Genomic DNA, 23,459 nt, shown 5'->3' with positions numbered 1-23,459 from the left:
AATCGCCAAAACTGGGGTTAAAATAAAAGAGTGAAATTTTACGTTAGCGAGTCTAAATTTACTAGTCATTATTGGTATATTTAATGGCAAATAGTTGTATTTACCTGCAATTAACCCACTTAGCATGTATCTGCGACGACAAGTAATAAGCCGACAGTCTAGCTAAGCAAAATCGTTGGTCTACTGATGATGAGAATGAATGAATATCTATTGGGCTTGTATGTAACAATTTGGAGGTGTCGAAAAGTTATCACAAAGGACGTTTTGTATGGAGAAAGCACAATAAAAAAGGCGCATGTTGCGCCTTCCTTATTATTTTAGCGAATATTTATTCACAAATCGACAATATTGACCTATCTAAAATTGAGTGTTGCTGTGTCTTTTTCACCGTCATTATCGACAACCGTCAGTGACACAGCTTTATCGCGACGACTGAAACTAAACGCGATTGGCCCATGTGCTTTACGACCATTGTTAAATAGCCAGTTTTGACGTTTAATAAAACCGTCTTGGTCATAGCTAGTTGAAATAAATAATTTCATAAACCATAAGTTGACCAGGTGTATTTGCGCAGTAGGCGCGATATTGGTCGGTTCAATAAGCACATTTATGGTTTTAACGGTTGTCACAACGTCGCCTTTATTGTCAGTAACAGTAAGCTGGACTTGATAATTGCCTGATTGCTGATACTGATGCGAAGCCGTTTCTCCATTAGCAACAGTACCATTAACGATAGTACCATCACCAAAATCCCATTCTAATAACGTAATGTCACCATCATTATCAATAGAGGTAGACTGAACCTGTAGCTGACTACCATTAAGTTGATGGTCAAAACTGGCGATTGGGAGCTCATTTTGGATCTCAAATTGCAGCGAAACAATCACTGGATCATGGTCTGAAGAACGGAAACCATCAGCGTGATACAAGTCTAGTATCTGAGCTGCTGATTTATACTCTTCGTTATAATCAAGGATCCTTGGCTCGTCAGCATTAATATGCCATTCCGTTATCGCTAATACATTATCCAATAACGCTTGGTTTGCTAATGCATGGTCTAATTGACCTGACTCACCCGAGAACATGTAGGAGTATGAATTAACATTACCAAAATGCGCATTAAGCTCGCTATAGCCATGGTTGGCAAGTTGAGTGAGCGGATTTTCTTTGGCATAAGCATTTAAATCACCTATTACCAAGATTTTTTGCTCTGGATACTGAGCCATTAACCATTGCCCAATGGCATCTGTTGCTCGAGTACGAGTTAAATTACAGTTTCCTTGGCCATCAAATAAATCGGGGTCATTGATACTGTCGCAACTGCTTCCTTTTGATTTTAAATGGTTTACGGCAACAACAATGCTGTCATTCCGATCATTCAACATAAATGATTGAGTTAACATTGGACGGTTTTTGCCGTCATCGAATAACGCGGTGCCATTTCCATCAACAGGTGAATTAGCTGATGATAATATTTGAGCATCACCTGTTGGAGTTATTTTATCAGCACGATAGATCATTCCCACTGCAATTGCATCGGTACCTATTTGTGTCACTGAAGGCACAACATAAGCGTATACCTCCGCTCCCATAGCTTGGTTTAATCCGCTGACTAAGTCGTTAATGGCTGAATCACTACCATAGCCGTCATTTTCAATTTCCATTAAACCAAATACATCAGCGTTAATGGCATGCATTGCACTGATAATTTTCACGCGTTGACGCTCAAATTCAGATAATGTGTCGGCGCCGCGATCAGTCGGAAATCCATTGCCGTTGCCATCACCGTTGAAATAATTAAGCACATTGAAACTGGCGACACGAAGATCTGCGCCAAGCGCTAACTCTGGAGTAGATTGTCGCGGGTTACTTTGCACTACATTGACCACTTGAGTTGGCATCACACGATATTGGCTAAAGCCATAATGCATAATACCCTCGAGCCCGGTAACAGAATCGCCTACCCGCAAGGTATTTGAGGCTGATAACCCAGGAGCTGGATAAGGTATCTGTTCAGGATTTTGGCTGGTTAAGCCATCATCCAACAAAATACTATCTCTGGCATTCGCTTCAGTCACTGCCAGCGCTGCGGCACCAGGTAAAGCAACTTGAGTACCGATAAAATGGCGACTACTGCCTAATGATACTTCACCATAACGGCCCAAGTTATACACTTCATTGACCACTAGAGATTGATCGAATAATACCCGCATGCCTTCAACACGCTCAAGTTGTTGATTGTCGGCTAACGGCAATGTGACAGTAGCAACCACAGGCAATGGTAGGTTAGTGCCACATAGAGCAAATTGAGTCACATTAGACAACTGAGTTGTACCTTGGTATTCGGCAACAGAAGCTTGTAAACGAACTCGATCTCCGGCATTCACATCCAATGGTTGATTACCGCTGTAAACAAAAATACCTTCTGAGGTGTTAATGTCAGTATCGACTTCGCTGTCGGCCATTTGGATAAAGATACCCTTTAGCCCAGCTTGTTGATTACTTGTCACAATAGCTTCAACCACCACGTCTGAACCCACTAATGGGCTTGCTGCATCTATACCTTGAATGTCATGGATTGCGACGGCACTTTGTGAACAGACAAATTCTATTGGCTCAGTTGGGTCTACTGGGTCTACCGGATCTGTTGGGCCAGAATCATTACCTGCGAAAACACCTAAATCACTGATGTCATCTTGAGCAAAACCTTGCCAGCCAGCTAATGTGACTTCATCGTCAGTAATAATATCTGCAACTAATTGACTGGCGTCACGACGAAGAGTGTTGTTTTGTGTCGATAAATCACCCGTTCCCCATTCTGATCCAGGATCGACACCCACTTGTCCTAGGGAATCGATAACTAGGTTATTGTGACTGAGTACAATGGCATCATCACCATTAAAAAAGCTCGCAGTACTAATCTGTTGGGCAAGCGCAAGGATTTCTGCTGATGCATCATTATCGGCAATAACAAACGTTGAGTTGGCTGCAATATTACCATCCAATGTAATATTGGTTGTCGCTGCAGTATTGCCATTAAAATAAAATGACAACACATAATCACTCAAATCTATCGCTGTCGAACTTGGATTGTACAATTCTATAGCTTTGTTATTACTGCTTCCTTCTATGTACTCTGAAATAAGCACATCTTGGGCAGCAACATTGAATACCATTAATGATGATATCGACATCGCGAGCAACGACTTTCGAACTAACATAGTGAACCCCTATTCATTATCCATAAATCCAATGAGTTAATTTAATTATTCAATTGATATGTTATTGATTGCTATAACCTCAGCTCGGATTAATCGTTGTAATAAACAGATAAAGATCCGTTTATGTTCAAATCATCAACATCAAGCTTGCCATTGTTTTGCTAACAAACCGTATTGACGAATCAATAGTGTGCGAGTTGTCATTGATACAACTGCGATAGCGGGGTAATAACTGCCTGTTTGATAGGTATTTACCATCCTGCTATGAGGTTACATAGCTCAATCAGCGCCTACTATATCGATTACGGATGACAGTAAGGTTGCAAAGATGTTGCAGTGAATACAAAAGTAATTTCAGTCCACACGCGATCCTAACTACCGCTTCTCCTCCTCTGTCAACGATATTGTTTGGTTGCCTAGGCGTGAAAAACAGCCAAAAAAATACCGCTCATAATGAGCGGTATTTTTAGCTGATGTTATTGACCAACGTTATTGACCAACGTTATTAATCCATAATAAGCAATTAATGTTTTTTAGACACATCAACCATATAGTGACCCTGTAACCAATTTCGGCCAATTAATAATTTATAACCCATTTCGGTACGATCTTTAAGGTTCACATCGACTATAAATTCGTGACGAGGCTCACCAACACTTAACCTCACCATATAACGTCTTTCTGTACCTTGTGCATTACGAATTAACGATGTACCCCTAATTTTGGTGCGTACATCGGCTTTTTCGCCTTTTTCATTCGCTGTAGTAAACGTAATCATCTTACCGATGTTATTTTCAATGTTCACTTTGTCCTCATTTTCGACTCGAATGTTCACAGCGTGTAATGAGTTTTCTACGGCACCTGTGTCGATACGCGTGTTGTACATTAAGCCAGTTTGTTTAATGCTTAACTCGGCTAAAGGACCTATGGTCTTTTTGTCTGATACGTCCACAATGTAATTGTGCTTTAAAAAATTACGTCCGATGAGTAGTTTGTAATTCATGTGGCTTCGGTCGCGTAAATTAACATGAATATCATGCAACTCACTGGGAAAACCGACATCAAGCTTCACCATATAACGGGTTTCAATACCTTGAGAATTCTTCACCCTTGAAGTACTAACAATTTCGGCTTGAATGCGTTTTTTCTCACCGCGTTCATTTTCAGTGGTGAATTCGACAATTTTGCCAACATTGCTTTTCATTTTTTTAGATGCACCTCCAATGATTTCTAAATCGACAGCATGCAGTGAAGTATTTACGGCACCTGTATCAATGCGGGCATTATATTGTAGTCCTGACTTAGCGACGGTCATGGTTTCAACTTGACTTAAAACGGTTTTATTACTCGCAAAAACAGATATAGAAAGCAAACACAGCAGAGTCGAAATCACAATTCTTTTAAACATGATCAATCCCAAAAAATCTACAAATCGCTTTATTAGCGGCCAGTTGTAAAACGTTTATTGCAATAAATGATCAACTTCTTGATCGAATAAATTTTTAATCAGTCCAGAAAATTCAGTAATAAAGATACTCTGTTCAGGGGTGGCTTGTTGATTGGAGACAGAGGCTAAAATCTCTTCTAAATCATATACAATTGCGTCAATTTCGCGGATCACCATATTACGCTGTGCGAATGATAATTGCGGGTTTTGACCACATACCATGATGATTTGAGCAGATAACTGCTCTTCAAACAGTTCCATGACGGTTTCCGTTGCAGCGGCATTATTCTGGGACGACTCAAACAGCCCTAAATGTTCAGTTAAATACTGAATTAAATGCATGTATCCGTCTTTGTCAGTAACCATTTTATACCACCCTTATTAAAAACTTCTTAACAACAAATGGCTCTCAACCTGATGATTGAAAGCCATTAACAACCACGTATAACTATTGCGCTAAGGTTAGCACAAATGACACTGGCACTGCTAAGCTGATGCTCGGCAATCCCGCCATTTCTTTAAGTTTTTCGACACCGGACACTAAATCAAATTCATTTGCTTGAACAATTACTGGCGCTAAACTTGAAATCACCATTTTCTTGTCAGACAATTTAGCCACTAACACTTCAAAACTTTTCTGTTGTTTCTGACCATGTAATTTTATGGTCGCCTCAACTTGAGTCGTTAACGTGTCACCGACTTTTAATCCAGCTAGCAATTTCGGATTAACTACCGCATCCAAAGTTAACTTTGGAAATTGTGCAACTTCAAATAATACCGTCTGCATCCGTTGATCACGAATTTCTATTCCGGTATCAACACTGCTTAAATCAATCGATAGAGAAAAGGCACCTGCATCCGTTAAAGCACCTGCAACTTGTTTAAAATGATGCACTTCGGCAACATCGGCCTTCTTAATCGAAATGAAGCTCACTCGAGAATGATCTTGATTGACTTGCCAATCGCCTGCCATCACTGATGTACTCAGCAAGCTCGCGGCTAATAATGGTAACCATTTTTTCATCATAAAGTCCTTTGTATAGAAAGTCAGATTAAGTATAGAGTAATCTTTGGTTATATCTTGCTGGGGATCAATCTCGCCAGCCATTTGTCCAACGCTTGTGCAAATGCATGTTTATCCGTTTGCGAAAAACTATTCGGACCGCCAGTATGGATTCCACTGCTGCGCATTTCTTCCATAAAGTCACGCATCGTCAGAATCTGCTTTATATTTTCAGCGGTATACACCGTACCACGAGGGTTTAATACTAATGCGCCTTTATCAACCGCATCAGATGCCAGAGGAATATCAGCAGTAATCACTAAGTCCCCTTTCACTACTTGTTCCACAATGTAGTTATCTGCTTCATCAAAACCCGAACTCACCCTTATCATGCTAACTAATGGTGAATTAGGTACGTTAATCATTTGATTGGCCACTAACACTAATCGAACTGATTTACGCTCAGATGCCCTAAATAACATCTCTTTAACTGGGTTAGGGCAAGCATCAGCATCAACCCAGATTTTATTGGTTATCACCGCAAAATGCTCCACTTCATTAACACTCATTAAGGTGCCAACCGATCAATATTCCAATCCGCATCGGTTTTAGTGTAAATAAATCGGTCGTGTAACCGATGTTCACCGCCCTGCCAAAACTCAATGCTGGCTGGTCGCACTAAATATCCACCCCAAAACTTAGGTAATGGAACCTCACCTTGGGCAAATTTAGCTTTCATTTCAGCAAATTTACCTTCTAGAGCCTGCCTTGCGCTAATCTTGCTTGATTGTTTAGATACCCAGGCAGCGATTTGGCTGTCTTTTGGTCTAGACATAAAATATTTAGCCACATCCAACATCGATAATGGCTCCGCTTCCCCTAATACAGCCACTTGACGTTCTAGTGGATGCCAGGGAAACAGTAAACTGATTTTACTGTTAGTGGCAATCTGTTTTGCTTTGCGGCTTTCTAAATTAGTAAAAAATACAAAACCGTTATCATCAAACTTTTTTAGTAACACAATACGCTGAAAAGGTTGGCCATCTTCGTCCACCGTCGCGACGCACATGGCCGTCGGGTCAGAAAGTTGGGCATCTTTTGCCTGTTGCATCCATTGTTCGAATAGATCCATTGGGTTAACAGGCAAATTCGCTCGTCTTAATCCACCTTGGGTATATTCACGGCGAATATCACTTAAATCACTCATATTGGCTCCTCATTAAACCTTTCTGTATCTATTCTACGCTGAGCCGACACAAAAAAGCCAACGTCAACTCGTTGGCTAATGTGTTTAATTACAAAGTTGAAATTACTTTTTAATTAAGCCTTTACCTTCAGTCCAGATGTGTAGCATTTCAAGGCACAGTGCGACTTCAGCAAGAGCGGTAATATATATAGAATTGTAAGACGGTGCCACTTCAACAACATCCATGCAGACAACGTTTATACCGAGTAGACCACGAATATCATCATCACTTTATTGCTAGATAATCCGCCACAAATAAGCATAGCTCTTTAAGGTGCAAATTGGGGTCTAAACAACCATTGACGGTAGCGGCTTCAACAATACTTTTACTCAGGCTAAAATCTCAAGGCCAACGGTTTTTCACCAGAGCCGCCGGTTGTTCCCTATGAAAAGGTAAACCGATCACCACAACGTCTGCGTCAGACTCGGTTGATTTAAAACCGAGCGATTAGCGTAAATAGCTTAATGCGTTTGAATAAAGCGGATAATCAGTTTTTTGCAAAAGTAGTCATAAACGATCCAAAAGCAGGCAACTGCAGGTAATTACAAGAGTGTCGGGCTTAGCACTTCTAAGCCATTTTGCTGATAGTGGCTGAAGTGTATGTTGAAACCTTGCTCAATTGTCATCGCGCAATGGCTTAAACACAAATAATGTGGGAAAGGCTTGTTGGCAATATGACTATTAAAACCAATAATGTCGAAGCTATTAGGCTGTAATAATCTCACCAACTCAGCAAAAATATCAACCTGAGTTGAGCTGATATCAATGTTAGTTTCAACACTCACATAAGAGCTATTTTCTTGTGGCGTAATGTGTATTGTAAAATATTCAGTACCGCGAATACCGTTGATTGAATAACCTAACGGACTGAATAAATGCTGATCAACACTAAAACCATTAAATAATTGTTCCAGTTGCAGCATCTGACTAATTTGAATAGTTGATTGCTGATCGCCTCGTAAATAATCGGCCACTGTCCCACTAATATGGTACATCAGTAATTCATTGGTGGTATCAAGTCGACTGGCTTGATAATGCTTATCGGTGGTAAAAATATAATGATGATGACTGTCTAAATGCCCCATTCGATAGGCCTGCCCTGCAATAAAATGCCTTAATCTGAGCACATCATCGCTAAAAGAGCTGGCTTGTAAATGAGCGTAATATTCATTTTTACGTTGATAACATACGTAAGCAATCGCTTGTTCGCCTAAATGTTCAATGCAGTAACAAGCTGACTCTGCCAACGTGCTAGCTCCGCATGTGAGCATTACAATACGATCATCCCAGACAAATAAACTCGATTCACTCAGTAAATAAGCATCACAATATTCATTACTTATTGACGATAAAATGTCTGCATTTGAGGCAGCAACAAGCTTCAGCCAAAATGTTCGATCTAAAGATCGTAATTTAGGCGCTGATGCATTCACAATTATCTCTAATTTTTTTTCTGAACCTTCAAAAAACATGTGTTACTACTCAGCATCCATTCTAATTAGAGATGTTTGTATTAAGATGTAATGTAAATGCTCAGGCTAGCTTAATTCAAGGAAAAACGCAGTTTAGTGGTTCAAATGAGCACTTTTCAACGATGAAATACCTATTAATGGTAACTGCCTGAGTCGTTGCACGTATCTTAGCAACTTAAAAGCCTAGCAACCTGAGGTCACTAGGCTTTTTTAATAACAAGTTAACATCACTTAGTCGATAAGATTAAAAATCTTCTAAGTAAGTGTAACCTTTAAGCCCTAACTGTAACTCTTCTAGAATGCTGGCACGCTCTTCTTCAACAATATGCTGATTCACAAGCTCTTCATAGGTGCGCATAAAGTCAACAGCATCTAAGTTCACATAACGTAAAACGTCAGCAACTGTGTCGCCTTCTAAAACAGATTCAATCTGGCTTAAACCACGCTCATCAATACGCACAACCGCAGAGTTGGTATCACCAAACAAGTTATGCATATCACCCAAGATTTCTTGGTATGCACCCACCATAAAGAAACCAATCAAATATGGGCTGTCGGCGCTCCATGCTGGGACTGGCAACGTGGTTTCAATGCCTTGACCGTCAACATATTGATCAACAATACCATCTGAGTCACAGGTAATATCTAACATAACCGCACGGCGCTCTGGTGCTTTATCTAAACCCGATAACGGCAACACAGGGAACACTTGATCAATACCCCATGCATCAGGTAATGACTGGAATAAAGAGAAGTTAACAAAAAACTTATCGGCTAACTTTTCATTTAATTCATCAATCACTGGGCGGTGATAACGGTTATTGTTACTTAATAATCCCTTCACTTCATGGCAAACACGTAAATTAGCTTGTTCAGCCCAAGCTCGGTCAGCCAAACTTAATTGACCCACAGCAAATAATGAATGTGCTTCAGAAATATCACTCTGACTATCATGATAAATTTCAATAATCGCACGTTGATCATATCGACCGCTGATTTCTAACCAAGATTGCCACATATTGTGGAGCAATTGCGGCGCATCTTCACTTGGTTCCTGAATATTTTCTGGTTGATACGCTTCAGTACCAATAACATCAGTAATTAACACCGCGTGATGCGCCGTTAAATGGCGACCAGATTCAGAAATAATACGCGGCATTGGTTGCTCGTACTCATTACATAAATCGGTTAATACGTTGACGATATTGTTGGCATACTCATTTAAACCATAGTTCATTGAGTTATTGCTTTGGCTACGAGTACCGTCGTAGTCAACCGCTAATCCGCCGCCCACATCGAAACAGTCAATGCTGGCACCGAGTTGGCGCAATTCACAGTAAAAACGACCGGCTTCACTTACGCCTTGGCGAATGTCGCGAATGTTGGCAATTTGCGAACCTAAATGGAAATGTAATAACTGCAGAGAATCAAGCATATTAGCACTTTTCAATTCAGCTATAACTTTCAACACTTGTGCAGCAGACAAACCAAATTTAGACTTTTCACCACCGCTGGCTTGCCATTTACCTTTGCCCTGGAACGCCAAACGCACACGTAAACCCAAGCGAGGTGTAATACCAAGCTTTTCAGCTTCAATTAGTACCATTTTAAGTTCTGACATTTTTTCCAGAACGATATACACCTTATGGCCAAGCTTTTCGCCGATAAGTGCTAAACGAATGTATTCTTTATCTTTGTAACCATTACATACAATGACTGAACTGGCTTTTTGTGCCATCGCAAGTACAGCCATTAACTCTGGCTTACTACCTGCTTCAAGTCCTAACTGAGGGACTTCTTTAGATTTTTGGCTAGCTAAAATTTCTTCAACTACCGTTTTCTGTTGGTTTACTTTAATTGGGTAAACTAACAAGTAATCATTTTGATAATCGTACTTCTTAATAGCATCATTAAATGCTTCGCATAAACTTTCCACTCTATGGTGTAAGATTTGCGGGAAACGGACTAATACCGGTAACGAGACGCCTGCTTCGACCATACTTTTGGCTAATTCATTTAAGCCAACTTTATGATCAGGATTTTGTGGGTTAGGTGACACAGTCACTTCGCCATCTTCACGAATACCATAAAAACCTTGGCTCCAGTGAGTCACGTTATAACCCGAGCGAGCATCTTCGATAGACCAATCAGACATAATTATTTTCCGTATTTGTATCAAAGTTAGCAGTTAACCAAAAGTGGCTTCTGCTTGTTAAAAATTCAGATAGCACAATAAGGCTATCCAAGAAATAAAATGGTTTATCCAGCACTATGATTATGGCTGTAAAACCTGTGACAAACAAAATAAAGGCACTATACGTTGGCCCAATATCATATCGTCATTGTTATCATGTTTCGCATCTACTTATAGTAAGCATCTTACGCAGAAATTCATAAAGCATGCAAATTTTAGCTGCTGGACATCAATTGGCAGCTGTAACAAGTATTTTACTGATTAAGCCTGCAGTTAGTTCACTTTTTAATTGATAACCAACCACATTTTCAGCCTTTATAAAAACGGCGCAATTAAAACCTGCAATGGTGTGTAATGCAAGTTAATTACCGATTAATTACTATAAAAAATCATCTACAATCGTTGCCAGAAACCTCAACAAACAAGGTGATAAGCCTAAATGATTTTCGATAGCGATTAATTGGCACAACGTGAGCTTAATTTACGTGTATAATTACGTGTTTTTCCTAAGATCATCTTTTCATTTTTAATTAAAGTAGAGTCATTCATGATACAAATCGGTAAACGTTATTCATTAGAAGTTGTTAAACAAGTTAATTTTGGGGTTTATCTAAATGCTCAAGAGCTTGGACAAGTCTTGCTTCCTAATAAATTTGTCCCTACCGGTTGTAATGTCGGTGATATGGTAGATGTGTTTCTTTACCTAGACTCTGAAGACATTGTGATTGCAACTACCCAAAAGTCGTTAGCTCAAGTGGGTGAATATGCTTATTTAAAAGTAATCGCCACGGGCCCATTCGGCGCATTTTTAGATTGGGGCTTAGACAAAGATTTATTACTCCCGTTTGGTGAGCAACATAAACCGGCCGAAGAAGGCCACTCATACTTAGTTTATGTCCATGCTAACCATGCCGACGAACGTATTATGGCATCGTCAAAACTGGATAAGTTTGTCGATAAAACAGAAGCGCATTACACCGAAGGTGAACAGGTTAATTTAATCATTGGTGGCACTACTGAGCTAGGTTACAAAGCCATTATTAACAACCTGCATTGGGGCGTAATTTACGCTAACGAAGTTTTCCAAAAATTGCGATTTGGTCAAAAAGTAACTGGTTATATCAAAACAATGCGCAGTGATGGCAAAATTGATCTTGTGCTGCAAAAAGGTGATAAAGACGAGCTAGATAAAAATGCCCGTTTGATCATTAATAAATTGCGAAGCGCTAATGGTTTTTTACCACTACATGACAAAACTGATGCTGATGTCATTTATGACAAACTCGGCATGAGTAAAAAAGCCTTTAAGAAATCAATTGGTGGTTTATTTAAAGCAGGTGAGATCACTATCGAAAGTGAAGGTATTCGCCTAACTGTGTGAACAATAATCGATTAGCCTCGGTAAACTAGTCCAATCCTTTGAGAAAAAGCATGCCTCTGTTATAAAAGTAATAGAATCATGCTTTTTATTAAAAGGATACTGTGTATGGAATTAACCTCACTAGAAGCTAGAGTTATCGGATGCTTACTCGAAAAAGAACTCACCACTCCTGATCAATATCCTCTGTCATTAAATTCACTCGCCTTAGCATGTAATCAAAAAAGCAGCCGCGAACCAGTGCTATCACTGAGCGAGTCTCAAGTAAAAACAGTATTAGACGATCTTACCAAAAAACGCTTACTGAGCGAGCAATCTGGTTTCGGTAGTCGAGTCGTAAAATATAAGCATCGCTTTTGTAATACTGAATTCAGTGAATTGCAGTTAAGCAGTGCTGAAGTAGCAATAATTTGTGTGTTGTTATTGCGCGGCCCACAAACACCAGGCGAACTCAAAACTCGCACTAATCGACTCCACGAATTCGCTGATGTATCACAGGTTGAAACAGCATTATTGGCATTAAGCCAACGTGAAAAGCCTTTAGTTGTACAACTTGCTCGAGAAGCGAATAAACGTGATTGCCGCTTCCTTGAGTGCTTTAGTGGCAACGTTGATGACTATGATGTGAACAGTAGTGATGCCATTGTCGTGTCGAATCACACTCAACAAACGTTACAGCAAGACTCTAAGATTGTAGAATTAGAACAAAGAGTTAAGTTGCTAGAACAAAAGCTAGCGCAATTAGAGTCGCTATTAAACTAATTAACGCTTTCCGAAACAGCTAAGCAAGGAAAAGTATATGGACCGTACCGCCTCTCCATCGACACTGACTCATATTTGGTTATTAGCAAAATATGAGTTAACCAAACGTTTTACTAACAAAAGCGGCATGATTTCATTAATCGCCTTTATGTTAATTTGGGCTATTTTATTGTTGTACCCTATCAAGAGTGCATCTGAATTTATTATGCAGCCTAACTTTAAAGACTTTACTGAAGCCCTCTTTGGACCAGGAAGTTTGCGCCATCTGTTCGAATGGCCAGTTGAAGAGTTTGCAGTGTTCTGGTTAGCTGCACTGTACCTTTTTCCCATGTTCAGTATTTTTATCGCCGCAGATCAATTTAGTTCAGATAAACAACGTGGTAGTTTGCGATTTCTAACCTTAAGAGTCAGTCGTTCAAGTTTATTTTTGGGTCGTTTCTTAGGGCAAATGTTTATCCAATTGATGTTGATCATCTTAACGTTATTGGCAACCATCGCATTAGCATTATCTCGTGATATATCTTTGTTATTGCCATCAATAACAACTAGCTTAATCGTAATGGTTAACCTAGTAATCGTATTATTACCCTACACTGCTGCTATGGCTGTGCTGTCATTACATGCAAACTCAGCAAGACAAGCCAGTATTTTTGCGGTTATCTTGTGGGCTGTAGTATCAATATTTATTGCATTAATTAATATGAATTTCCCACAATTAAGCTGGTTGAACTGGATGCTGCCTGGTTCGCAAATAGGCAATTTGATCAATACTCAAGGATTAGGCTCATTTGTATACGCTCCCATTCCATTACTGCAAACTGCGGTTATTTTATTTGCTGGTAAAGTCTTAATGAGTAGGAGTGCGCTATGAGTATCATTCAATGTGACAACCTTTCTAAACAATACGGTAATAAACTTGCGCTCGACACTGTATCGTTAACGCTTACACAAGGCGCTCCTATAGCATTAGTTGGCCCCAATGGTGCCGGTAAAACAACGCTATTCAGTTTACTCTGCGGTTATATCCAACCAACCAGTGGCAGTGTTAGCATTTTAGGCCATAAACCCGGTAGCAAAGCGTTACAAGGGCTATTGTCGGCATTGCCTCAAGATGCAGCATTGGATCCTAATTTTAGTATTGTGTCGCAACTTCAGTTTTTTGCCCAATTACAAGGCATGACAGCAGCGGCAGCAAAGCAAGAAGCATTAAGAGTGCTCACCCTTGTCGACTTAAGTGACTCAGCAGAGGCTAAACCTAAAAGTTTAAGTCACGGCATGAGTAAACGAGTCTCTATTGCCCAAGCTCTAATGGGTTCTCCTAAAATTGTATTACTCGACGAACCGACAGCGGGACTAGATCCTGCCAATGCGAAAAAGATTCGTCAAATTGTCAAAGAGTTATCCGACCATACAACTTTTGTGATCAGCTCGCATAATCTTGATGAACTTGAAAAGTTATGCGACCAAGTTGTTTATCTAGAACATGGAAAATTGCAGCAGTCGGTATCAATTAAAGCCAACCAAGCGACTGACTTTATTACGCTGACAATGAAACAATGCGACATGGACAGCCTTCATCAGCAGTTATTAGGTCTTAACGATATTATTGAAGTAAGGCGTATCGGTGATGAGCAATATGTTATCGAGTACCAGAAGCAATCCAGCTTCGCCATTGAAATTCAGTTATTTGAACTGTTTACTGCTAACCAGTGGCAATATAAAGCAATACTTAAAGGCCGAACCTTGGAAGAAACCTTGTTTTCTTAACTCACAAATATCAATCGTTCTGTCACTGATGTTAATCAATACTGATATCGAAATGAAAATGACTCACGACTTGGTATTTTAATTAGACGCACAATGCCGTTGTTTTTTAATTTGTGGTTAACACCCCTTGCTAATAAACAATGGTATAACCCAGTAAAACTGGGTGGCAATATCATCCAATAACATTGAAGCTGTATTATAGAGAACTCTTTCAAGCAACAATGTACTTATGACGGTAATGAACCACAAATAGTCCTGCACAAAAAAACTAGAAAAATAAAACACTAAAAACTGCAAACATAAACGGTAACACCAGCTTAGTGTAAATACCTTGCATTGGTTGTCATCCTTTCAGGTGATAAACTATGTACAATTTGCTTAAGCTATTTTACTCACAAATGACAAACTTCACGAGAAACCTCTAATGGTGAGTAACTAGGTATAAATGAAGCGCTCAAGGACGTTTTACAAAACTGGAAAGTGGAAAGTGGAAACACGAGTGAAAGTAACGGGGATGAGATAGACAATTAGCGTGATGATAACTGCAGATAAAATAAAAAAAACACAAAAAAAACTGCAGCAATTAATTGCTACAGTTTTAAATCTTTTAACACTTAGCCGAAGCTAAATACTAAACGATTGAAACGTTCTCAGCTTGAGGACCTTTCTGACCTTGAGTCACAGTGAAAGAAACTTTCTGACCTTCGTCAAGAGTTTTGAAACCGTCTGAGTTGATAGCACGGAAATGAACGAATACGTCTGGACCAGACTCTTGCTCAATAAATCCGAAACCTTTATCAGAGTTAAACCACTTAACAACACCAGTAACTTGAGACATAATATAAATCCTGTAAAAAAAAATAGTTAAAGCCTTAACGGCAGTAAAGCTGGAAAATGCCGGTATTACTTATGTTTACAGGACGAAACTGTTCGTATTGATAAATATAAGCCCAACCTTCAAGCTGAGTAAACTATAAACCATTTTCGGGATAAGTCAACAAACATCAACCAAACAATGGTATTTAATTAGTGTCATGACAAAACGGTTTATCTTTGAGCATCAAATAGTTATTTATATCAATTATCTGATCGTTTATTGTTCGCGTTTATGAATTTCGATTTTAAAATCTATCTCACACTCGAGCCCTTGCTCTATTATCTGAGACTTCTGTGAATCACTCAATTTCCATGCGTAAGGTGTCATATTAAGGAAATGATCAATATCTTCCGCACGAGTTAATGTTAATGAATAGGCTAACGCTTGGTGTCCTAAGTAAGTAAAGCCATCTAACACCATAGGCTCTTGTGGATGCAATTTGGGTTCACTATAAATTTTCTTTTTTAACGCATAGTGATGCATCGGCCCAGGAGAAACGGTAATGAGTATTCCGGTTGGTTTTATCACCCGCTGTAACTCTTCAATTTTAGACGGCGCATAAATACGTATCGCTAAATCAAAACTGTCATCAGCAAAAGGCATTTCAAATGCACTTGCCACACAAAAATGTAACCCAGAATAGCGTTTAGCCGCATAGCGAATGGCAGACTTAGAAATATCTAAACCATAAAACTCACTCTGGGGGTTAACCACAGATTGCAACGTTTCGAATAATCGATGACTGTAATACCCTTCGCCACAACCTATATCGAGCACCTTAGTAGCATCTCCAGCAAATTCTAGCGCTAACTGATTTACTTTGTCGCTTAACGGTTGATAAAAGCCTTGATTAAGAAACTCTCGTCTAGCGATCATCATTTCTTTGTTATCACCGGGATCTTTAGTTTTCTTTTTTTGTACAGGCAGTAAATTAACGTAACCTTCTTTAGCACAATCAAATTGATGGCGCTGTTCACATTGCCAAGAATTTTGTTGTTGTACTAATGGTGCGCTACAAATAGGGCAAATATAAGACATGGGTGGGCTCTAGAGTTACTGAAAAATTAAAGATCGTCATCACACAGCTTATTGACCATTTCCGACACGTCTTTAGGGGCTAAAAGTTCAAAACAATCCAATTTACGTTGTAATTGTTCATTATTAAAAAATTGTTCATTAGACGAGCGGCCTAAATTTGAACGCTCTAATGACTGATGATATGTCCGTAATAACCATTGATGCTTATTTTGCAATAAATGATCGAGTTTTAGTAGCTCAGTTGAGACACCTGGATGGATTTTGCCCGACTCGCCCCGAAGATAATCACGTAATTCTCGTCGAACTTGCTCTAACTCACTTATGTGAACCGCAAGCATGGTAGAAGGCTCATCATAATCAAACTTACGTCCTAATATCGCTTTAGCCATTACTAGGGCTTGAGGTTCACTCAATATCCGCAAGTCATTTTCTAACGTCACTAGTTCAAAACGGGCTTCGGCAGATACGCTAAAATGAACATCTCCATCAGCGTGAATATTAATCGTCACTCCATTTCTGAGTTGCTCAATACACACACGTGGAGCAACTCCCATTGAAGGATATAATTTAATCCCCTGCCCCACGAATCGTGGTTGAGTCGGCGTTTTAATATTTGTTGGTGTATGCTCAAAAGCAAAAGTCAAAAACGGTTGGACACGTAAAATGAGTGTTGTTTGCTTATGCTCAACTTGACTAACCACAAATTCAACTAAAGGATTACTCATCGTTGATAGTACTAATAAATCACTCACACTGTCTGGTAAACGAAGTGTCAACGCCGTCGGTTGAGTTATTTCACTAACACTTGGTTGAGTAAATACATGATGATGCATACAATATTCCTTTGTTACTTCAGTAAATTGTAACCAGCAAATCCACATTAGTCATCAGTAAACAAGGTTATATTAGAAAAATCATATTGAAGGCTACCTCATTATCATTTTTTTATGCTGATAAATGTTAACATTGTTCTAATCGCGAAAAGGATCTTATATTTACTATGGCTAACGCAATTCAACCCACGTTATTCTGGCACGATTATATGACTAAACAACCTAAGCCATTAATTTAAAAAGCTTAAAGATAAAGCCAATCCATATTCTGTACACAGAGGTGTACACACATCAATTTGAATAGCATTTTTTGACTAAATCCATAGATGGTAAATTGATAGTACAAGTATGTGTTTATCCAGAGAGCGGGGTTATGTTGCAAGACAATCAATTTAAGACAATACCTATATCATCAAGGCAAAATGTGTTGTGGAAGAACTCCGTTTGAAATGGGTAACAGTCAGCTAGTACGAGTTACATAGCAAATAACTAGAATAAAAATAATTACCCCTAAACCTCTATCTCTACAAACACCAAGTCAGGTGCTGTCCCTAGCACCCTGCCGTCTTGAACGTAGATGTGATCACCAATGCTGCCAGAACCGATGACTCGTTGAGTATGGTTGCTGGCAGTGCTGGCGGTGACGGTGCCGTCGGTGTTGACCGCGTTAATCGTCATGATGGTACGCGGGGCGCTTAGGCTTTGTTGTAACTGCTTTAACATTACGATTCCTTATGCTGGTTTTGGTACAACAACTTATGCAACGTGACGAACGACGGTGATGGTTTGCTCTACATCGATGTCGCCAGTGTCGCTAACTGATGCACTGATTGTCACCGAATCGCACGTACCTTTGAACACATCGACACCTTCACGAATACCAATTAACATACCAGGTGTTGCAGGTGGTAAGTCGGCCATAATAGGCAAACTCATATTGATATTAAGCTTGTTGCCCGTGTCGGCCAGTGCGTTAGTGCCGGCTGTTCGGGCGGCTTGGTTATCAACAATCAGTTGGGCGCTGATGTCATCGGCGGCGATATTGCCTGCAGTGCCTGCACGTTTTACTTTTGCGCTAATGCCCTGCTGCTCACCCCGAAGCCAAACCACATTGCACTCGGTATCGATTTCTTTTGACTCACTGTAACTGGTGATCACCGCATCGTGCACGGTTAAGTCTGGTATTACACCATCCATTAACCACGGCACGGTTGGCCAACGTGGGACCACGGTTAATGCTTTGGTTTCGTCGTTCGATAACAACATGCAACCTAATTGGGCCACGGCTTCTTGCACTGCATCGATGGGCGATTTATTGCCAACGCTAAATGCGCCTGCAGGTACGTTAAAATCAACGATGCCATTAAGCGCAATTGTCCAACCAGTGAATTGCAGCATGTCAGTGAGTAAACCTGCAAAACTGCGTGATGTTGCGTTGGTATAACTGATCGGCAATACGTATGGCGTAGCAAGTTCGGCGCTGCGGCTGCGGCCCGTGCCACGGTATGTTTCATTGCCAAACACTTTGCTTACACTGTTTTGCTCAACCAAAGTAAAGAACTCATAGCCGTTAATGCCGACTTTAAGCAGTTGGTTTTCAGCACGGCTGGCATCGATGCGACTTGAAAAATCAATATTCACTGAGCTGGCCCACTGGCCACGGCTGCGGCTGATACTAATATTGCTGATCACAATTGGTACGTCGTCAGACACACGCACACACGTAATGGTTGGCTGCATTAAATAATACCTGCGCAGTTGAGGTTCAATAGGGGTTTCAAAATCAAGGCTGGGTAAGCTTGGGTTGGCGTCAACTAAACCACCACCGTCGTCAAAGTAGCAATAGTTTGCTGAAGCGGTAAAACGCAGCTGCAATGGGTTAGTTGAATTGGCCCAAGGTTCGCGAAATCGAATCGTCACTTTGCCCGTAGGTGGTCGATATCGGGTTGAACAAATCCAACTGGCGGTATGTGGCCCCCAAGCAACGCTTGGTTGTATTAGTCTGACATTGCCATAGCGGTAAGCCGTGGTGATATCGTTAACTAATGCTGCACCATCACACCAATTGATATTGGCTTGGAACGTATTCAGCCTTGGTGCTACTTGCCAATCGACAGACATAACCGTGCTGTGTTGATTTGGTACCAGCCAAGCCAATGTGAAACCTTGCTCAACGCTAGGAGCAACAAACCATTGCCAGTTTACAGTCAACTCAGTTAACGCATTGCCAGCATAATGTATTGCTGTTTGCAGTTGAGTGAGTGGTTTGTTTTGCCATTGGGTTTTTACACAGTAGTCAGTTGCAGTATTTGATAAAACGCCTAACTGAACTTGATTGCCGAGTTGTTTGCTTGAGTTTACCAATTGATAATCATTGGCCGCGATTAATGGCGGTTGCCAGCTTACGCCTAAATGAATACCCAAAGATGGGGCGCGAATGGGCGGCTCTGGTACCACCTCAGCCTCAAATCGAATGGTGATTGGTGAGGTGGCATTTGGCCAAGGTTCGCTAAATATTAAAAGGGTCATGTATTTGCGTCAAAAAGTTCAGCTGTTATACCATCAACAATCGCGGCGTTATATTCACCACCATCATCAAAGATTATCGCACAAAGGTTATTTGATGAGCTATATTTAACAGGTAATATCATAGTAGTTATAGCAACACCCTTGGTTGTGTGAGCCATGATAACTTCAAACGTAGAACGGTCTATAATTAACAACCGTTCAGCGTCTACATCAGTGCTTACCTCTAACTTAGAGACATATAAGAAATTACCTGCAATAACAACACTTCGCTTTAATTTATTCATACCAAGTAACCAAATTTATATACACTTGGTGAGCCACCCTTGATGGCATCCCCATATGCTGATTACCACCAATGTCTAATAAAACAGGCCAATTTGTGCTGACGTTAGTAGATATTGATGACAGGACTAATCCTGGTAATTCGCCACGTATCCAAGGGGCAATGTTACTTTTAGTAACAGGTACGCCGAACCTATCTTTATACGCACTAAGTGTTCCAATTTGCGGTACAGTAAACAAATTAATTAAAGACTCATCACTTGCGTACCCAGATATGTTTGAATAAGTGTCAGTAAGTAATGCATTAACACATTCGTAATTTTGTTTATTAGTACCACCATCCGCATCATACAAAGCGCATAAGGCGCTGCCTAGTTGGAGTTCACTCATAGACTCACTATAATGTGATGATACATCGTCACCTACTCTAAGGTTACATATGGTTGTGAAAGCCCCTGCATCATTAGCGTAGTAACTATTAATATCACCAGCAAACCATAAGGTATTATTTGAATTAGCGTTAGTTGGTACGCTTTTTAAAGTAGTACCATCTAGTATTTGAAAATAAAACCCTCTTGACGTGCCTATTAAAACCCAATGTGTATCATAAATAGAACACTTAAAAGTTTGTATAAATGAGGCGTTTATTTGTGATGATAATGAAGATGCGCCACTAGACGCTTTTAGGGATATTTCAGTACCGTAAGTATTTAAACCAAGCTCAGCTGAAACTTTTAAGTACCCACCAGTACCGTCTGTTGGCGAATTTCTAAACATAATTGCATAAGTTACTGCATCCTCAAAAGCGACTGACCAACCTAAAGGTTGTTTAGCACCATAACCATTTACTAAACAAGCTTTCAATATAGAAAGTACATCTGAGGGTTTTGGTGATGCCCCAAACTGCGGCGCACCCGCATCATCCCAACGATAAACTGTTACTGGTAATCCCATAATATTGACCTCTTAATTAAGCTTCGTTACCGCGAAACGCTAATACGGCGCGGTCGGTATTGATTTGACTGTGGCCCGCTTGCACGGTTCTAATTGGCATTACCGGTTTAGCGCTGGCAACCGTGGCAAAGCGAATGGCTTCACCAGGATTCCAACCGGCACCGAACGCACCCGAGCGGATCACAAAGTAAGGTTGATTGGTTAGCGAGTTAATTGGGGCAAAGTCGTTTACCGTGTCACCCGTGGCAATTTGGCCAATACGTTTACCGACGCAACGAAACGCTGTGGTCGAGGTAAACACCAACACCCAATCTTCATTCACTGCCGCCGCATTAGTGACCTCAATTGGGTAATCCACCGTGTTTAACGTGCCTTGGGCAGCTTCACCGTCTAAGTCCCAATTGTTAGCCCAGCTGGTCATGTCGCGCACTTTGCCGACTCGCGCTTGTAAGTCACCGAGTATTTGCACACTGGCCACACTTGAACCAATAGGATATTCACGCGACAACGCAGCTGAAACCGTGACTTTATTGGTGTTCACTGCAGTCACTAACGCTAACTCGCTAATGGTGTCGCTTAAGATAAACGGCGCAGTAAAACCGCTAAAGTCACTGTTTAAGGTAACGGTGCCGGCTGTACTGTCCACGCTAAAGTGATCACTGGTTGCGGTCCACAAACTGGCACCTGTTGCGTCGCTAATATCAACAAAGTTGCTGCCAGTGCGAATCGTAACTATTGTGCCACTACTTGGGCTAACGATGTTTTGATAGTCAGTGTGCGACACAGCAATGGTGCCCCAAGCGCGATAAATATCGACAATACCTGCATTGGGGATCCGCAGCGGGTTTAGGCCATAAATGTCAGCAGGCGGTAGATTGCGCACTTGCTCGGTAATGTCATACCGTAAGGTGCTTAACTTAACGTCTTGAGTAAACGACAACTGCACCAGGTTATTGACAATACTGCCGCTAATGCCTGTACCCGTTACCGTGCCGTTACTGTCACAGCTGGCACTGATTAACACATCACCCACGGTAAACACTTGCATGTAAAAGGTATCTAACAATGCATCACTGGCATTGAGTACGAACGTAGCCACATTGGCTGATTCTGGCGCAATGACTAAGCCAACATACACAAGATTAGAGATACCATTCTCAAGCGTGATGATGCCTGTTTGATAGTCCACAATGGCTGCACGTATTTCTTCTTGAACAACAAGCGACCCAACACTCGAAAAAACTGTGATGTATAACGCGCCATCACGCTCGGTAAATTGATATGGCGTACTTTGGCGAGTCACTTTACCCGTTAACGTGTTGGGTACCAATTCACGATCTGCAGGGAACACATCAGCATTGTCATAGTTTTGATACGACACACCCGAGATGTACTGCAACGACACAGGGGTATTGAGATCAGGTTTACGCGATAACGTCACACTCACCGTGTCACTGCTGACCACCACAATGGCGTCATCACTGCCGTATTGAATGCCACCCGATGTGTAACTGGTGATAGGGGTGTAATCAACGGCGATATTGGCGCCCTGTAATACATCAACCAAGGCAAACTGATAGCTTTGTGCAGTTGTCGCATTTTGCGATACGGTTTTACGGACTATGTCACCGTCGCTAATGGCTTGGCCTGTTTTAACTTGTTCGCTTAATACCACTGGCAATAGGTTTTGCTGTACTGCTTGCACGGCTAGATTCTTGTTGCTACTGGCAGCAGTTAACTTACTCACACCATGAAACGTTAACGGGCTGGCTTCGTTGGTGAGTCGCAGCTTGGTGCAATTACTTGTGGCGTTCACGGTGACGTTATAGTCAGGGGTAGCAAAATCGATGGGTGGATCAAATACAATATTGCCTTCACTGTTACCAGGTGCATTGGTATCGGTCACCATGCAGTAATGGGTTTTACGCGGCCAGTCGGCATCTTCAATACCTGCATACTCAACGGTAATGGCAATCACTTGGCCAACGCGTAAACTGGTGGTTTTACGATACTCTTTGCCGTCAAACATATACGTAGACTGTAAATACTCGCGGCTAAAGCTGTTTTGATTGGGTAAGAAGCCTGGTGCGCCCGAACGGATTAATGACCCCGCGGTAACCGACGATTCTAGAATCTCTTTCATTTCGACCATACGGTCTTCATCGTCTAACGCATCGGCTTCAACTAACAACATCGACACGAGCGGATCACTCGGTGGCTGACTAATAAACACATGCGCATCGAGCAAGGTGCCAGTGTCTATGGTGTCTAAAGCGGGGTAGCATTTAACAATATCGAGTGACGATTGCGCGTGGTCAATGTCAGAAATCGCAGTAAATAATTCATTTAACTTACCAGATTGCACCGCATTACGAGTTCGTTGGCCGCCAGCATCGTCGCTGGTACCCAGCTGTTCGGGTTTAAATATCTTTAAATCATTACGGGTAATGCTCAT

At 40.9% G+C, this 23,459-nt stretch carries 21 protein-coding genes; 5 read left to right on the top strand and 16 right to left on the bottom strand.

Translation table 11 applies throughout. From position 1 onward, the window contains the following. Positions 1–353 precede the first annotated feature (353 nt). The 9 genes from SFRI_RS08790 to speA form a co-directional block, all read right to left on the bottom strand. Entirely contained in the window at positions 354–3,221 is a 2,868-nt protein-coding gene (locus SFRI_RS08790) for an ExeM/NucH family extracellular endonuclease (protein WP_011637173.1), read from the bottom strand. A 523-nt stretch (positions 3,222–3,744) separates the two neighbouring features. Beyond that, positions 3,745–4,629 carry a putative ATP-dependent zinc protease gene (locus SFRI_RS08785; RefSeq protein ID WP_011637172.1) on the bottom strand — a complete coding sequence of 295 codons (885 nt, stop codon included), beginning with the start codon at positions 4,627–4,629 and terminating at the stop codon, positions 3,745–3,747. Positions 4,630–4,683: 54 nt separating this feature from the next. Further along, positions 4,684–5,034, bottom strand: coding sequence for a DUF3802 family protein (locus tag SFRI_RS08780; protein WP_011637171.1), 351 nt, complete (start codon positions 5,032–5,034; stop codon positions 4,684–4,686). A gap of 82 nt (positions 5,035–5,116) precedes the next feature. Beyond that, a complete protein-coding gene (locus SFRI_RS08775; protein ID WP_041412905.1) occupies positions 5,117–5,692 on the bottom strand; it encodes a YceI family protein in 576 nt (191 codons plus the stop codon). Between the two features lie 50 nt (positions 5,693–5,742). Then, positions 5,743–6,240, bottom strand: a complete 498-nt coding sequence (locus tag SFRI_RS08770; protein ID WP_011637169.1) for a YaiI/YqxD family protein — start codon at positions 6,238–6,240, stop codon at positions 5,743–5,745. Next, positions 6,240–6,878 (bottom strand): pyridoxamine 5'-phosphate oxidase, encoded by a 639-nt coding sequence (gene pdxH, locus SFRI_RS08765; protein ID WP_011637168.1) that lies wholly within the window; start codon positions 6,876–6,878, stop codon positions 6,240–6,242. Before pdxH ends, SFRI_RS08770 begins: the two co-directional genes overlap by 1 nt. A gap of 102 nt (positions 6,879–6,980) precedes the next feature. Continuing rightward, the gene (locus SFRI_RS21875) at positions 6,981–7,103 is read right to left on the bottom strand and encodes a hypothetical protein (RefSeq protein WP_011637167.1); all 123 of its coding nucleotides are present in this window, start codon (positions 7,101–7,103) and stop codon (positions 6,981–6,983) included. Positions 7,104–7,460: 357 nt separating this feature from the next. Beyond that, entirely contained in the window at positions 7,461–8,390 is a 930-nt protein-coding gene (locus SFRI_RS08760; RefSeq protein ID WP_011637166.1) for an adenosylmethionine decarboxylase, read from the bottom strand. A 244-nt stretch (positions 8,391–8,634) separates the two neighbouring features. Then, positions 8,635–10,545: a biosynthetic arginine decarboxylase gene (gene speA, locus SFRI_RS08755; RefSeq protein ID WP_011637165.1), complete on the bottom strand. Its 1,911-nt coding sequence runs from the start codon at positions 10,543–10,545 to the stop codon at positions 8,635–8,637. Positions 10,546–11,131: 586 nt separating this feature from the next. Between speA and SFRI_RS08750 the strand changes: the two genes are divergently transcribed. From SFRI_RS08750 to SFRI_RS08735, 4 genes are all read left to right on the top strand, one after another. Further along, positions 11,132–11,965: a CvfB family protein gene (locus SFRI_RS08750; protein ID WP_011637164.1), complete on the top strand. Its 834-nt coding sequence runs from the start codon at positions 11,132–11,134 to the stop codon at positions 11,963–11,965. A gap of 105 nt (positions 11,966–12,070) precedes the next feature. Beyond that, complete coding sequence (locus SFRI_RS08745; RefSeq protein ID WP_011637163.1) at positions 12,071–12,724, top strand: YceH family protein; 654 nt, start codon at positions 12,071–12,073, stop codon at positions 12,722–12,724. Positions 12,725–12,761: 37 nt separating this feature from the next. Next, a complete protein-coding gene (locus tag SFRI_RS08740) occupies positions 12,762–13,595 on the top strand; it encodes an ABC transporter permease (RefSeq protein ID WP_011637162.1) in 834 nt (277 codons plus the stop codon). Beyond that, positions 13,592–14,491 carry an ABC transporter ATP-binding protein gene (locus tag SFRI_RS08735; protein ID WP_011637161.1) on the top strand — a complete coding sequence of 300 codons (900 nt, stop codon included), beginning with the start codon at positions 13,592–13,594 and terminating at the stop codon, positions 14,489–14,491. Before SFRI_RS08740 ends, SFRI_RS08735 begins: the two co-directional genes overlap by 4 nt. Before the next feature lie 631 nt (positions 14,492–15,122). On the opposite strand, the gene SFRI_RS08730 is transcribed toward SFRI_RS08735, so the two are convergent. The 3 genes from SFRI_RS08730 to SFRI_RS08720 form a co-directional block, all read right to left on the bottom strand. Next, on the bottom strand, positions 15,123–15,329 hold the full coding sequence (locus tag SFRI_RS08730; protein ID WP_011637160.1) for a cold-shock protein: 207 nt from the start codon (positions 15,327–15,329) through the stop codon (positions 15,123–15,125). Between the two features lie 255 nt (positions 15,330–15,584). After that, positions 15,585–16,406 (bottom strand): 23S rRNA (guanine(745)-N(1))-methyltransferase, encoded by an 822-nt coding sequence (gene rlmA / locus SFRI_RS08725; RefSeq protein ID WP_011637159.1) that lies wholly within the window; start codon positions 16,404–16,406, stop codon positions 15,585–15,587. 26 nt (positions 16,407–16,432) lie between these two features. Beyond that, a complete protein-coding gene (locus SFRI_RS08720) occupies positions 16,433–17,239 on the bottom strand; it encodes a hypothetical protein (protein ID WP_011637158.1) in 807 nt (268 codons plus the stop codon). Positions 17,240–17,806: 567 nt separating this feature from the next. Here SFRI_RS08720 and SFRI_RS21850 point away from each other — a divergent pair. Beyond that, on the top strand, positions 17,807–17,938 hold the full coding sequence (locus tag SFRI_RS21850; protein WP_279625704.1) for a hypothetical protein: 132 nt from the start codon (positions 17,807–17,809) through the stop codon (positions 17,936–17,938). Between the two features lie 57 nt (positions 17,939–17,995). On the opposite strand, the gene SFRI_RS08710 is transcribed toward SFRI_RS21850, so the two are convergent. From SFRI_RS08710 to SFRI_RS08695, 4 genes are read right to left on the bottom strand one after another with little or no spacing between them, the layout of a single operon-like run. Then, positions 17,996–19,768 carry a hypothetical protein gene (locus SFRI_RS08710; RefSeq protein WP_011637156.1) on the bottom strand — a complete coding sequence of 591 codons (1,773 nt, stop codon included), beginning with the start codon at positions 19,766–19,768 and terminating at the stop codon, positions 17,996–17,998. Next, a complete protein-coding gene (locus SFRI_RS08705; protein ID WP_011637155.1) occupies positions 19,765–20,052 on the bottom strand; it encodes a hypothetical protein in 288 nt (95 codons plus the stop codon). The genes SFRI_RS08710 and SFRI_RS08705 overlap by 4 nt, the downstream gene beginning before the upstream one ends. Beyond that, positions 20,045–21,004: a hypothetical protein gene (locus SFRI_RS08700; RefSeq protein WP_011637154.1), complete on the bottom strand. Its 960-nt coding sequence runs from the start codon at positions 21,002–21,004 to the stop codon at positions 20,045–20,047. The genes SFRI_RS08705 and SFRI_RS08700 overlap by 8 nt, the downstream gene beginning before the upstream one ends. 16 nt (positions 21,005–21,020) lie before the next feature. Next, the gene (locus SFRI_RS08695) at positions 21,021–23,459 is read right to left on the bottom strand and encodes a hypothetical protein (protein ID WP_011637153.1); all 2,439 of its coding nucleotides are present in this window, start codon (positions 23,457–23,459) and stop codon (positions 21,021–21,023) included.

This window comes from Shewanella frigidimarina NCIMB 400, from assembly GCF_000014705.1.
In the GTDB taxonomy this organism is placed as follows: Bacteria; Pseudomonadota; Gammaproteobacteria; order Enterobacterales; family Shewanellaceae; genus Shewanella; species Shewanella frigidimarina.
This window is presented reverse-complemented; position numbering and strand designations above follow the sequence as displayed.